11 protein-coding genes are annotated in these 12,818 nt (G+C 66.6%); 4 read left to right on the top strand and 7 right to left on the bottom strand.

The genetic code is table 11. The annotated features are described in order from the left end of the window. Positions 1 to 11 precede the first annotated feature (11 nt). Both ACZ0AJ_RS03525 and ACZ0AJ_RS03520 read left to right on the top strand, forming a co-directional pair. On the top strand, positions 12 to 1,781 hold the full coding sequence (locus ACZ0AJ_RS03525; RefSeq protein WP_499453904.1) for a cation:proton antiporter domain-containing protein: 1,770 nt from the start codon (positions 12 to 14) through the stop codon (positions 1,779 to 1,781). 33 nt (positions 1,782 to 1,814) lie between these two features. Then, positions 1,815 to 3,077 (top strand): CaiB/BaiF CoA transferase family protein, encoded by a 1,263-nt coding sequence (locus tag ACZ0AJ_RS03520; RefSeq protein ID WP_499453902.1) that lies wholly within the window; start codon positions 1,815 to 1,817, stop codon positions 3,075 to 3,077. Positions 3,078 to 3,122: 45 nt separating this feature from the next. Here ACZ0AJ_RS03520 and ACZ0AJ_RS03515 read toward each other — a convergent pair whose 3' ends face one another. Continuing rightward, positions 3,123 to 3,326, bottom strand: a complete 204-nt coding sequence (locus tag ACZ0AJ_RS03515) for a hypothetical protein (RefSeq protein WP_499452767.1) — start codon at positions 3,324 to 3,326, stop codon at positions 3,123 to 3,125. Positions 3,327 to 3,594: 268 nt separating this feature from the next. On the opposite strand from ACZ0AJ_RS03515, the gene ACZ0AJ_RS03510 reads away from it, so the two are divergent. Next, the gene (locus ACZ0AJ_RS03510) at positions 3,595 to 5,244 is read left to right on the top strand and encodes a DUF4394 domain-containing protein (RefSeq protein ID WP_499452766.1); all 1,650 of its coding nucleotides are present in this window, start codon (positions 3,595 to 3,597) and stop codon (positions 5,242 to 5,244) included. 70 nt (positions 5,245 to 5,314) lie between these two features. On the opposite strand, the gene ACZ0AJ_RS03505 is transcribed toward ACZ0AJ_RS03510, so the two are convergent. The 4 genes from ACZ0AJ_RS03505 to ACZ0AJ_RS03490 all read right to left on the bottom strand — a co-directional run bounded on the left by ACZ0AJ_RS03505 (position 5,315) and on the right by ACZ0AJ_RS03490 (position 9,882). Next, a complete protein-coding gene (locus ACZ0AJ_RS03505) occupies positions 5,315 to 6,028 on the bottom strand; it encodes an anti-sigma factor (RefSeq protein WP_499452765.1) in 714 nt (237 codons plus the stop codon). Continuing rightward, entirely contained in the window at positions 6,025 to 6,582 is a 558-nt protein-coding gene (locus ACZ0AJ_RS03500) for a sigma-70 family RNA polymerase sigma factor (protein ID WP_499452764.1), read from the bottom strand. The genes ACZ0AJ_RS03505 and ACZ0AJ_RS03500 overlap by 4 nt, the downstream gene beginning before the upstream one ends. Before the next feature lie 74 nt (positions 6,583 to 6,656). Further along, positions 6,657 to 8,393, bottom strand: a complete 1,737-nt coding sequence (locus tag ACZ0AJ_RS03495; RefSeq protein WP_499453899.1) for a response regulator — start codon at positions 8,391 to 8,393, stop codon at positions 6,657 to 6,659. Then, positions 8,380 to 9,882 (bottom strand): ATPase domain-containing protein, encoded by a 1,503-nt coding sequence (locus ACZ0AJ_RS03490; protein WP_499452760.1) that lies wholly within the window; start codon positions 9,880 to 9,882, stop codon positions 8,380 to 8,382. The genes ACZ0AJ_RS03495 and ACZ0AJ_RS03490 overlap by 14 nt, the downstream gene beginning before the upstream one ends. A 452-nt stretch (positions 9,883 to 10,334) precedes the next feature. On the opposite strand from ACZ0AJ_RS03490, the gene infA reads away from it, so the two are divergent. Next, positions 10,335 to 10,601 carry a translation initiation factor IF-1 gene (infA, locus tag ACZ0AJ_RS03485; RefSeq protein ID WP_183549881.1) on the top strand — a complete coding sequence of 89 codons (267 nt, stop codon included), beginning with the start codon at positions 10,335 to 10,337 and terminating at the stop codon, positions 10,599 to 10,601. Between the two features lie 114 nt (positions 10,602 to 10,715). Here infA and ACZ0AJ_RS03480 read toward each other — a convergent pair whose 3' ends face one another. Together ACZ0AJ_RS03480 and ACZ0AJ_RS03475 are read right to left on the bottom strand one after the other, a co-directional pair. Next, positions 10,716 to 11,924, bottom strand: coding sequence for an MFS transporter (locus ACZ0AJ_RS03480; protein WP_499453897.1), 1,209 nt, complete (start codon positions 11,922 to 11,924; stop codon positions 10,716 to 10,718). A gap of 10 nt (positions 11,925 to 11,934) precedes the next feature. Then, complete coding sequence (locus ACZ0AJ_RS03475) at positions 11,935 to 12,813, bottom strand: hypothetical protein (RefSeq protein WP_183549875.1); 879 nt, start codon at positions 12,811 to 12,813, stop codon at positions 11,935 to 11,937. Positions 12,814 to 12,818 lie beyond the last annotated feature (5 nt).

Here is a 12,818-nt window from a genome sequence, read left to right as displayed (position 1 = left end):
CAGGTACTACCGTGAACGACCACCACGCTTTCCCCTTCCTGCGTGAAATCCTGCTGTTCCTGATCCTGGCCGGGATCCTCATCCCTACCCTGCAGCGCCTGCGCATCAACCAGGTGCTCGGCTTTCTCGCCGTCGGCGCCCTGCTCGGCCCGTTCGGCCTGGGCGCGCTGGCCGTCCACACGCCGTGGCTGTCCTTCCTCACCTTCCCCGCCGGCCCCGGCATCTCGATGCTCGCTGAAATCGGCGTGCTGTTCCTGATGTTCATGATTGGACTCGAACTGTCGGCCGCACGCCTGTGGTCGATGCGGCGCTGGGTGTTCGGCGCCGGCACCGCGCAGGTCGTGGCCAGCGCCACGCTGATCGGCGCCGCGCTGTACCTGTATGGCTTGCCGGGCCAGGCTGCCGTCATCCTCGGCCTCGTGCTCTCGCTCTCGTCCACCGCCGTCGTCATGCAGCTGATGAACCAGCAGCACAGCACCGGCACGCGCCTGGGCCAGGCTGCCTTCGCCGTGTTGATGCTGCAGGATCTGGCTGTGGTACCGATCCTGATCCTGATCGGCGCGCTGGCCAGGGGCGCCGGCGACGGCAACGACGCGCTGCTGCTGGCCGCGATCACGTTGGCCAAGGCCGCCGGCGCGATTGCCCTCATCTACCTGGTGGGCGGGCGCGTCGTGCACCCGCTGTTTCGCGCCTTTGCCCGCCAGCGCCAGCCCGACGTGTTCATGGCGCTGGTGCTGCTGGCGACCTTCGGCATCGCGGCACTGTCGGCCGCCGCCGGCCTGTCGATGGCGCTGGGCGCCCTGATTGCCGGCCTGCTGCTGGCCGAGACCGAGTTCAAGCACGAGGTCGAGCTGATGGTCGAGCCGTTCAAGGGCCTGCTCATGGGGCTGTTCTTCATGACGGTCGGGATGACGATCGACACCGGCCAGATCCTCGATGCCCCGCTGTGGCTGGCCACTTTTGTTCTCGGGCTGGTACTGATCAAGGGCGTCGTGGTGGCGCTGCTGTTCCGGATTGGCGGCCTGCCGTGGGGCCGCGCCGTCGAAGGTGGCCTGCTGCTGGGCCAGGGCGGCGAGTTCGCCTTCATCGTCATCGGCTATGCGGCCACCAGCGGCGTGCTCGATCCGGCGCTAGGCGCGCGCGTGATGCTGGCGGTCGGCCTGTCGCTGTTCATCACGCCGCTGCTGGCGCGCCTGGGCACGGCCATTGGCGACCAGCTGGAAACGCGTGGAGACCAGCTCGCCGCGCAGCACGATCATGCGGCCCTGAGTGCGGTGCGCGGCCAGGTCATCATTGCCGGCTTCGGCCGCGTCGGCCAGCAACTGGGCAAGCTGCTCACTGCGCAAAAGATTCCATTCGTGGCATTCGAAACCGATGCGCGGCTGGTGGCGCAGCTGCGCGCCGACGGCTGGCCGGTCTGGTTCGGCAACGCGGCGCGGCCCGAACTGCTGCGCCGCGTGCACGCCGACGAGGCGCCTGCGATCGTGCTGACGATGGACCAGCCGCTCGCGGCGCTGCAGGCGGTGCACGGCATCCGGCGCGAATTTCCCCATGTGGCCTTGTTCGCCCGCTCGCGCGACGAGAAGCACGCGCGCGACCTGCGCCTGGCCGGCGCCTCGGTCGTGGTGCCCGAAACGCTGGAAGCGAGCCTGCAGTTATCCAGCTTCGTGCTCGGGGCGATGGGCCTGGAAGAGCGCACGATCGACGCCATCGTCGACCGTGAACGTGCACTGTCCGCGGCCGCCCAGTTGGCGCCGCAGCCCATGGCCGGCCCGTTATAATCGGCGCTTCATGATTGTCCACCTGCCTGAACCATGACGCCATCCTCCCCTTCCGCTCCCGCTTCTACATCGCTGCCCAAGGCGCTCGGCCACATCCGCGTCCTCGACCTGTCGCGCGTACTGGCCGGCCCGTGGTGCGCGCAAAACCTGGCCGACCTGGGCGCCGATGTGATCAAGATCGAGCGCCCCGGCAGCGGCGACGACACGCGCGCCTGGGGCCCGCCGTATGCGAAAGACGCCGATGGTCGCGACACGCAGGAAGCGGCCTACTACCTGACGGCGAACCGCGGCAAGCGCTCGATGACGGTCGATATCGCCAGCAGCGAAGGCCAGGCGTTACTGCGCGAACTGGTGCTGTCCTGCGACGTGGTGCTCGAGAACTTCAAGGTCGGGCATCTGGCGCGCTATGGCCTCGACTACGCGAGCCTCAAGGCGCTCAAACCCGACCTGGTCTACTGCTCGATCACGGGGTTTGGCCAGGACGGGCCGTACGCGCACCGCGCCGGCTACGACTTCCTGATCCAGGGCATGGGCGGCCTGATGTCGGTGACGGGCGAGCGGGACGACGTGCCCGGCGGCGGGCCCCAGAAGGCCGGCGTCGCGCTGACCGACCTGATGACGGGCATGTATGCGACGGTGGCCGTACTGGCCGCGCTGACGCACCGCGACCGCACCGGTGAAGGCCAGCACATCGACATGGCGCTGCTCGACACGCAGGTGGCGATGCTGGCCAATGTCGGCAGCAATTATCTCAACAGCGGTAAGGCGCCCAAGCGCTGGGGCAATGCGCACGCCAATATCGTGCCGTACCAAACCTTCGCCTGCCTGGATGGTCACATCATCGTCGCCGCGGGCAACGATGGCCAGTACCAGAAGTTCGTCGAAGCGGGCGGCCGGCCCGAGCTGGCGTTCGATGCGCGCTTTGCCACCAATCCGCTGCGGGTGCAGCACCGGGACGTGCTCGTGCCGCTGCTGGCCGAAATGGTCAGCGAAAAAACGCGCGCCGCCTGGATCGCACTGCTGGAAGAACACGGCGTGCCATGCGGGCCGATCAATGACGTCGGCGAGGTCTTCGGCAACGAGCAGGTGCAGGCGCGCGCGATGGCGATCGCGCTGCCGCATCCGAGCGCCGGTGAAGTCACGCTGGTGCGCAATCCGATCCGCATGTCGGCCACGCCGGCCACCAGCAGCGTGGCGCCGCCCACGCTGGGCCAGCACACGCTGGACGTGCTGCGCGATGTGCTGGGCAAGAGCGACGCCGAGATCGCCGCCCTGCAGAACCGCGGCGTGGTCTAGCGCCGTCTCTCGTCACCTGGCGGCCGCCCGGCCACCAGGGCTGCTTCAGCGCACCCGGGTCCAGGCCCGCACCGACGCGAACGCCAGCAAAAACAATGAACAGATCAGCAGACTGAAGATCGCGCCGGCAATGTAGAAGCCCGGCGTGAATGGGGTACCCGACAAGACCGACCAGGCCTTGAGGCACGAGACCGACCCGACCAGCGAAAAGGCGGCCACGGACACGACCTCACTCAGGGAAACACGCATGACGGCACCGTTGGAACAGGGTTGCTGGTGCAGGACAGCTGCACCATAATTTCCCTACAGTAACATGCGACCTTGTCATCAAAATGCGTGCATTCTCACATGCACGGGGGCTGCATGCCGCCGCCGGGCTGCGCACGAAAATTTATTTTCATCCGGCTGCATCCAATCCTGCATCTGGCGCGTAGTACCCGTGTCGACATGGCAGCCTGCCCGCGGGCCGTGCGCCCCGATCCACTTTGACGACCCATTCTACTAATAAGGACACATCATGAAAAAACCACAATTCGCCAAGCTCGTCCTCGTTTCTTCGATCGCCCTTGCGCTGACCGCCTGCGGCAGCGACGACGACGACAACAACGCCGCGCCGGCGCCGACCACCCCGCCGCCGGCGTCCGCGACTGTTGGCGATGTGGTTGCCCTGACTGTCAGCAACCGTCTGATCTCGTTCGACCGCGCGTCCCCTGCCACCATCCGCACCAATGTGCTGGTTACCGGCCTGCAGAGCGGCGAAAACCTGGTCGGCATCGACATGCGCCCGGTCGATGGCATGCTGTATGGCGTCGGTTCGACCGGCCGCCTGTACACGCTCGACCCGGTGACCGGCGCGGCCACCAACAAATCGCGCCTGGCCGCTGACGCTGCCGACACCACCGACGCATTCACCGCGCTGGCCGGCACCAACTTCGGCGTCGACTTCAACCCGATGGCCGACCGCCTGCGCATTGTCAGCAACACGGGCCAGAGCCTGCGCATCAATGTCGACACCGGCGCGACGACCACCGACGGCAGCATCAACGGCGGCGCCGCGAACACGGCGATTTCGGCCTCGGCCTACACCAACTCGTTTGCCGGCACCGGCTCGACGACGCTGTTCGGCATCGATGCCGTCAACAACACGCTGTACACCCAGAACCCGCCAAACAACGGCACGCTGGCCAACCCGGTCCCGCTGGGCATCGTCGCCGGCGCCGTCAACGGCTTCGACATCGATGCACGCACCAACATGGGCTATATGGTAGCCACCGTTGGCGGCGCACGTAACCTGTACGGCGTGAACCTGGCTGCCACCACCGCACCGACGACGCTGGTGGGCGCGCTCGGCGTGACCGAAGACATCCGCGGCATCGCGCTGCGCGCGGCGCAGACGCCGGTCGTGCTGGGCCTGACCGACGATAACCGCCTGGTCGGCTTCAAGGTCGGTACGCCGAACACGCTCGACACCAACGTCACCATCAGTGGCCTGGCCCCGGGCGAACTCGTGCTGGGCATCGACGTGCGTCCACGTGACAATATACTGTACGGCCTGACCTCGACCGCGCGCCTGATCACGATCGATCCAACCACCGGCATGGCCACCGTGAAAGCCACGCTGGCCGCTGACAGCACCGACACCACGCTGCCGTACACCGCGATTGCCGGCACCGCGTTTGCCGTCGACTTCAACCCGGTCGCCGACCGTCTGCGCGTGATCAGCAACAGCGGCCAGAACCTGCGCATCAACGTCGACACCGGCGCGACGACCACCGATGGCGTCATCAACCGCGCCGGTGCAGCCCCGATGGTGGCAGCAGCCGCCTACACGAACAGCGTCCCGAACGCGACCGCGACGCAACTGTTCGACGTCGACAGCACCAGCTCGGTGCTGGCCCTGCAGAACCCGCCAAACGACGGCACGCTGGTCAATGTCGGCCCGCTGGGCGTAACGGTCGCCGGCGACGGCGGCATGGACATCGCCGGCGGCGCGAACGGCCTGGTGCTGGCAGCCCTGCGCACCACCGCCGGTGGCCCGACGTCGCTGTACCGCGTCGACATCACCACCGGCGCCGGCACGCTGATCGGCGGCGCCGCCAACCCGGCCACATCGCGCATCGGCAGCGGCATGCCGGGCGTGAAGGACATCGCGATCTGGCTGCGTTAATTACACCGTAGCATGAACAAAGGGCGTTCCCGCTTGCGTGGGAACGCCCTTTTCCATCGGTGCGTGACCTTTAGATGACGACGGCGCGGCCGATGAACAGGATCGGGCCGGTCGGCTTGCCGATCGGGGAGCCGGCCTGCGGCTCCAGCGTGATCTCGAACAGCTGGTTCGGCACGATCTTCGGCAGCTTGTCGAGCTTGACCTCGACGGTTTCGCCCGGCTTGACCAGGCCCAGCGACACGGGGCCGGACCAGTCGTCGGCCTTGGTCCACAACTGCAGCGCGCGCTGCGCCGGCACGGCGGTTGCCACCAGGGGTTCGAGGCGCAGCGTCGTCGCGCCTGTCATCTTGAGCACCCAGCCCGGCGCCGCGTTCTGCGGCGCGGCCAGCACGACCATATAGTGCGGCTGCTGCAGGTCGTTGACACGCAGGCCGACCACCACCGCCATGACGGCAGCGGCGGCAAAGCCGCCCGCGGCCAGGCCGCGCCACAGGCCCAGGCGGCGCCACAGGCCCAGGCGCTCCCACCAGCCGGTGCGCGCAGTCTGTGCCGGCTTGGTGACGGGTCCCAGGCTGCGCTCGATGCGCGCCCACAGCGACGCCGGCGGCGTGCTCGGTTCCACCAACGTGGTCAAGGGCAACAGCCGCGCTTCCCAGAAGGCGACCGCAGCGCGCAGCGTGGCGTTCTCAAGCAGCGCGGCGTCGACCTCGAGCCGCTTGGCGCGAGGCAGCGTGCCGAGCACGTATTGGCCAGCCAGTTCGTCGTAATCGTGTGTTGCGTTCATACCATGCACTCCCGCAGCGCGCTCATGCCGCGCTTGATCCAGGCCTTCACCGTGCCCAGCGGCGACTTGAGCCGCTCGGCGATTTCACTGTGCGAGAAGCCGTCCACATAGGCATGCAGGATGCTGTTGCGCTTGGCCGGATCGAGCTGGGTCAGGCAGTCGTGCAGCCGGCCCATGTCCTGGCGCAGCTCGAAGGCGTCCTGCATATTGGGATCGAATGCATCGGCGTCGAGCGCGTCGAGCGTGTCTTCGTCGACGCCGACTTCGTGGCTGCCATCGCGCACGGCATCGAGCGCCGCGTGGCGGACGATCGTGTACATCCAGCCCCGGCCCGAACCGCGCGTGGGCTCGAAACTGCCAGCGCGGGTCCAGATACTGACGAAGGCGTCATGCACGACGTCTTCGGCGCTCTGGCGGTCGCGCACGATGCGCAGCGCCACGCCCAACAGGCGCGGGCTTTCCTGGTCATACAGCCGGCGCAGGGCGTGCCGGTCGCCGCGGGCGCAGGCGCCGATGGCGGCTTCATAGTCGAATGGGTCGGGTGCGGTTGTCACGGTGGTCCGTTGGCAAGTGGCGTCTGTCGGATTATATAGGCGCAGTCAAACGCGCAAAGCACGCTGGGCACACCTCAGGCCAGGGCGGCGCTGTCGCGCTGGCGCTGGCGGTCCAGGGCCTGGCCGACGCTCACTGCGAGTTCGGCCAGCTGGAACGGTTTGCGCAACACGATATCGTCGCCGATCACCTGCTCGATCGCCTTCATGTCGGCGTAACCGGTGGCGATGATCATCGGCAGGCCCGGGAACATCGCGCGCGTGCGCACCATCAGGTCGGCGCCCGTCATGCCGGGCATCAGGTAATCGGTGATCAGGAGCTCCGGACGCGCCCGTTGCAGGGCCGCCAGGCCCGCTTCGCCGTCGGCCGCCTGCGTCACATGGTGGCCCAGCGCTTCGAGCGACGAGACCATCGAGGCGCGCACGAAATCGTCGTCCTCGACGATCAGGATGCGCGCCGGCTCGCTTGCCACCGGCATCTGCGCCAGCGGCGCCGGCTCGGCCTCATCCAGTCCGGTGGCGGCGCGCAACCAAATTTCCACCGTGGTGCCCACGCCCTGTTCGCTGAGGATGCGCGCCGCGCCGCCCGATTGCTGCGCCATGCCGTACACCTGGCTCAGGCCCAGTCCCGTGCCCTTGACGCCCTTGGTCGTGAAGAACGGCTCGAACACCTTGGCCACCAGTTCCGGCGCCATGCCTTCGCCGCTGTCGGTCACCGCGATGCGCACGTAGTCACCCTCGGCCAGCAAGCCCGCCGGCGGGGCCGACAGGCCGGCCGCGAACACCAGCTCGCCCCCGGCCGGCATCGCGTCGCGCGCATTGATGGCCAGGTTCAGTAACGCCATCTCCATCTGGTTGCCGTCGGCCAGCACCGCTGCGCAGTCGTCGTCGACGGCAAAGCGCAGCCGGATGGCCGAGCCGACCGAGCTTGCCACCAGCTCGCGCACGCCGTCGAACAGCAGGCCGATATGGGTTTCGCGCAGGTCGAGACTCTGATTGCGTGCGAACGCGAGCAACTGGCTCGTGAGCTTGCCCCCGCGCTGGCAGGCGCGGCGCGCGATCTCGGCGCGGCCCTTGGCCACATCGTCCTTCGACATCAACAGGATCAGGTCCATGCTGCCCTGGACCACGTTGAGCAGGTTGTTGAAGTCATGCGCGATGCCGCCGGTCAGGCGCCCGACCGCTTCCATCTTCTGGTACTGCGCCATCGCCTGCTGCACGCGCTCGCGCTCGATGATCTCGTTCATCAGGCGGTCGTTGGCCTGGGCCAGCGCGCGGGTGCGCTCGTCGATGCGCGATTCGAGCGTTTCGTTCAGGGCGACGAGTTCCTGCCGGCTGTCGTGCAGGCTCTGCGCCGTGCGCTCGCGGTCGGCCAGCACATCGCGCGCCTGGTACTGGCGGCGGCGCGCGCGCAGGGCCGAGATGCTGGCGCTGCGCAGCGTCTGCGCATTGAGCGGGCGTTCGAGCAGGATCACGTTGCCGTAGTCGCCCAGGCGCTCGCGGGCCGCGCCCTGCTGCAGGCCGACGGTCTTGGCCAGCAACACGATGAACGGAAAGTCGGACCAGGGCGCCTGCGCCTCGAGCCAGGCATGCAAGGCCCTGGGGTCGATGTTCTGCAGCGCTTCTTCGGCCAGGATGGCCGCGCCGGCGCCCTCCTCGATCGCCGCGCCGAGCTGGGCGAAGTCGAGGAAGGCCTTGCACTCGAGGCCATCGCGCTGCAGCACCGACGCCATGACGTCGGCGTCGCGCCCGCGCGGCGCGAAAATCAGGATGCGTTCCTCGCGCGCGCTGCGCGGCTGGCTATTGCCCGGCATCTGGAACCGGAACCATCATGGGCGTGGCGCCGCGGTAGTTCGGGATGCCGGTCAGCACGCCCTCGAAGCCCACGAGCGGCGCGCCGATACGCACGCCGCCATGGCCCAGCTGCAGCTCGTGGATCGTCTGCGCATGCTGCGTGGTGCGGCTCTTGATCACGCTGATGGCGCGCCGTACGTTGCCGCTGGCCTCAAAAAAGCGCATCAGCACCGTGCTGTCGCTCAGGTAGCTCAAATCGACGTCGGTGCGGCCTTCGGCCATCAGGCCATGCTGGCCCAGGATCATCATGGTCGTCACGCCTTGCTGGTTCAGGTACGACAGCAGTTCGTGCATCTGCAGCGTCAGGAACTGTTCGCCCGGCATCGCCTGCAGGTACGCGTTCAGGCTGTCGATCACCATGAAGCGCGTGCCCTGCTGCTCGACGGCGTCGCGCAGCAGCTGGGCAAATTCGCCCGGCGAGAGTTCGGCCGGATCGAAGTGGCACATCGAGAGCTGGCCGGTGGCCAGGTAGGGCCGCAAGTCCAGCCCCAGTTGCGTGCTGCGGGCAAAGAAGGTGCCCAGGCCTTCGTCGAACAGGTAATAGGCCGCCTTTTCGCCACGCTCGAGCGCCGCCAGCAGGCAGCGCGTGGACAGCGTCGTCTTGCCAATGCCGGACGGGCCAACGATCAGCGTATTGGTGCCGCGGATCAGGCCGCCGCCCAGCAGCGCATCGAAGCCGGCGGAGCCGCTCGAGTCGACCAGCGGCACGAAATCGCGCACGTGTTCGGCGGCGACCAGGCGCGGATACATCGTGATGCCGCCCGTATCGAGCGCATAGTCATGATAGCCGCCACGGAAGCGAATGCCGCGCATCTTGAGGATATTGACGCGGCGCCGCTCCTTGCCATAGTCCCGCGCGATCTGCTCCAGGCTGATGACGCCGTGGGCAATGCTGTGCAGCTGCTGGTCGGACTGGTTGGTCTTGTCATCGAGCAGCAGGACGGTACAGCCACGCGCGGAAAAGAACTGCTTGAGCGCAAGAATCTGGCGCCGGTAACGCAGCGGATTCTGGGCCAGCAGCCGCATTTCGGACAGGCTGTCGAACACCACCCGCACCGGTTGCAGTTCGTCGACCCGGTCCATCACCTTGCGCGTCGTTTCGCCCAGTTCGATTTCGGATGGATGGAACACCGACTGTTGCGCGTCAAGATCCAGGTCGTCTTCGCCTGCCAGCTCGTAGATCGACAGCGGGGTCAGGTCCCAGCCATGGCTTTGACCCACCGCAATCAGTTCATCGGTGGTTTCGGACAGGGTGACATACAGGCCGGCTTCGCCCCGCGCCATGCCGTCGAGAAGAAATTGCAGGCCAAGCGTGGTCTTGCCGGCGCCGGGCGAACCTTCGACGAGATACACGCGCTGGGGCGTCAAGCCGCCACCTAGGATGTCGTCAAGGCCGGCAATACCGGTGGAAATGCGGCCGGTTACATTGGCAGAAGTACGGTCGTTCATGAGAGCAGCCCAGGAAAGTCGGCCGATCGACACGTGGGGCAACTGCTGCACGCGAAAGACCTGGTGATAAGCGTTGCTTTTTGCAACGGAAGTTAAGCAGATTATATCGTCATTATGCGTGCGCATGAGCCGCAGAGCGGCAACCGTGCTACACTATCGCTTGTATGGCATCGATCACTCCTCCACGATTACAAAGTTTCAGGAATGACAACACGAGATTGCCACTGGAAAATTCTACTACCGTCCCCATATCGTGTTCCTGTGGACAAATGATTCGCGCAAAGCGCGACGCCACGGCACGAGATGGCACACGGGCCGCAACACCCAGCGAAGTCAATATTATTCCCATCCTGACACTGCCTGCTTCACGCAGGCCGCATCATCCGCCAGCCCGTGCGCCGCGCGCCAGGCTGGTGTGATTACCCAATATTAAAATTTACAGGAGCTCCATCATGGCAAAAGAAGAACTCATCGAAATGAATGGCGTCGTGGCTGAAGTGCTGCCGGACTCGCGTTATCGTATCGACTGCGAAAACGGCCACAAGCTGATCGCTTACACCTCGGGCAAGATGCGCAAGAACCACATCCGCATCATCGCCGGCGACCAGGTCAGCCTCGAACTGTCGCCGTACGACCTGAGCAAGGGCCGGATCACCTTCCGTCACCTTGGCAAAACCGGCGGCGCACCGCGCCCGCAAAACCGCGCAGCTCGCCGCTGATCGGACAACGCCACGCTTCGCAGCGTGGCGTTTTTACTTGTGCGCCCGGTTTTCGGCCGGCGCACGGCATCGGTATTGCCCGCTGCTCGGTATTGCCCCCCCTGCTTACTCCAGCTAGTAGTTCACCGGCAAGGGCGCCAACCGCCGCAGATGCAACGCAATCCCCAAGCCCACCCCCAGCAGCCCCGCCAGCAAGGTCACGACACCGGTCCAGCCCCAGTGCTCGTAGACATACCCGCCCGACCAGCCCACCACGCTCGATCCCAGGTAATAGAAGAACAGGTAAATGCCCGAGGCCAGCGCCTGTGGCGCCCGTGCGCGCCGCCCTACCCAGCTGCTGGCCACCGAGTGTGATGCAAAGAAGCCGAACGTTGCCAGGCCTACGCCCAGCACAATCGCGACCAGAGAATCGGCCAGCGTGATCAGCAACCCGGTGATCATCAGCCCCATCATGAGCCACAGCACATTGCGCCGTCCGAGCCGGTCAGCCAGCTTGCCAGCCCACATCGAGCTGACGATGCCCAGCAGGTAAAGCAGCGACAGCAGCCCGACGGCGCTCGGGCGCAGGTTGAACGGCGCGCCCAGCAGCCGGTAGCCGATGTAGTTGTACAGCGTGATGAAGGCGCCCATCAGCAGGAACGACAGCGCGAACAACCACGGCAGCCCCGGATCGCGCAAGTGGATCCGCAAGCCGGCAATGAAGCCGGGGCCGCGCGCCGGCAGCGTCGCACCATGGCGGGATGCTGGCAGGCTGCGCGAGAATTCCCACGCCGCGTACAGCCCGGCCGCGCCCAGCACGCCGAGCGCAATGCGCCACGAGGCAAAATCGCTGATGAAGGCCGACAGCACCCGTCCCGTCATGCCGCCAAAGGCACTGCCGCTGATGTACATGCCCATCGACAGGCCGAGGGATGTCGGTTCGATCTCGTCGCCCAGGTACGCCATCGCTACGGCCGGCAAGCCGCCCAGCATCAGGCCCATGCAGGCGCGCAGCGCCACCAGGTGGAGGTAGTCGGAAGCAAAGGCGCAGCCCAGCGTGAGCACAGCGCCGCTGAGCATCGAGCCGACCATGACTTTCTTGCGCCCGAAACGCTCGGCGACGTTGCTCGAACCAAGCAGTGCGAGTGCCAGCGTGGCGGTCGCCACCGACAGCACCAGGCTGCTCTGCGCGGGGGACAACCCGAAGTCGCGGCCCAGCAACGGCATCAAGGGCTGCACGCAATATAGCAGCGCGAAGGTGGAAAAGCCGCCAAAGGCCATGGCGCGGTTGATGCGCCGGAACGCCGCGCTGCCGGCGGCAATGCGGGCGCCCGACGCGCTCACCTGGCAGCCTTCACGGATACTCGGGATCGAGCTCCGACCCGGCGTAGTTTTCCATTTCGGCAAACAGCTGCTTCATCGTCGCCGTCGTGCCAATCAGTTGCAGCACCGTGCAACTGGCGCGGTAGGTCGCGATGCGCGCAGCGATGACTGGCTGGTGCGCCGGCGGCACACGCGCCATCAGCTCGGCCCAGCCGGCCTCGAAATCGGGATTGTGCTTGCGCACCGCCTTGACGAAGCGTTCGAACTCGCGCTGGCCGGTGCGCGCCGTGATGCGCGCGCCACCTTCGGCCGCGAAGATGATCGCCATCGCGATCACGCCTTCGGCATTCAGGTCCGGATCGACGACCGCGCCCTCGTAGTGGTGCTTGCGCAGCCACTCGGCCGCCTTGACGACCGCCTGGACTTCCTGGCGCTGGCGCACCTGGCCCAGATAGCGCTCGTAGCCCGACCACGATTCGCCCGGGTCGGCCGTGCAGATGTCGACGAACAGCTCTTTCAGGCGCCGCTGCGCATAGATCGGGTCGAGATCGTATTCGCTCACCAGGCTGTCCTCGGGTAGCGCGGCCAGCTCGCGAATCAGGCGAAAGCCCGCCTGGAATGCGTGCTCGGCGCCCTCCCCGATCAGGATGTCGAGCGCATCGAGGTCGCCCTCTTCCTCGGTCTGGATCAGGTGTTCGAGGCCCAGCGAGATGCCGCCGACTGTCAACAGCAGCGCGCGCCCGATGCCTTCGGCGGTGCGGTCGTTGGTGAACTTTTCGGCCACCATGGCGGTGATCCCCGACAGTTCATCGGCCAGGATTGCCGCTTCGTCGGGCGTGGCGTCAACCGGCAGCAGCCGGATCGCGCGGATCAGCCGGGGCGGCTTTTCAATGACAATGGCAGGCAACATGCTGG

Source organism: Telluria sp. AC161 (assembly GCF_979258535.1).
This window is presented reverse-complemented; position numbering and strand designations above follow the sequence as displayed.

Bases quoted from the DNA above. Each gene is read 5' to 3' on its own strand.
- ACZ0AJ_RS03490 (WP_499452760.1), bottom strand. From the start codon at position 9,882: ATGAACGACCGTACTTCTGCCAATGTAACCGGCCGCATTTCCACCGGT.
- infA (WP_183549881.1), top strand. From the start codon at position 10,335: ATGGCAAAAGAAGAACTCATCGAAATGAATGGCGTCGTGGCTGAAGTG.
- ACZ0AJ_RS03515 (WP_499452767.1), bottom strand. From the start codon at position 3,326: ATGCGTGTTTCCCTGAGTGAGGTCGTGTCCGTGGCCGCCTTTTCGCTG.
- ACZ0AJ_RS03510 (WP_499452766.1), top strand. From the start codon at position 3,595: ATGAAAAAACCACAATTCGCCAAGCTCGTCCTCGTTTCTTCGATCGCC.
- ACZ0AJ_RS03520 (WP_499453902.1), top strand. From the start codon at position 1,815: ATGACGCCATCCTCCCCTTCCGCTCCCGCTTCTACATCGCTGCCCAAG.
- ACZ0AJ_RS03495 (WP_499453899.1), bottom strand. From the start codon at position 8,393: ATGCCGGGCAATAGCCAGCCGCGCAGCGCGCGCGAGGAACGCATCCTG.
- ACZ0AJ_RS03505 (WP_499452765.1), bottom strand. From the start codon at position 6,028: ATGAACGCAACACACGATTACGACGAACTGGCTGGCCAATACGTGCTC.
- ACZ0AJ_RS03475 (WP_183549875.1), bottom strand. From the start codon at position 12,813: ATGTTGCCTGCCATTGTCATTGAAAAGCCGCCCCGGCTGATCCGCGCG.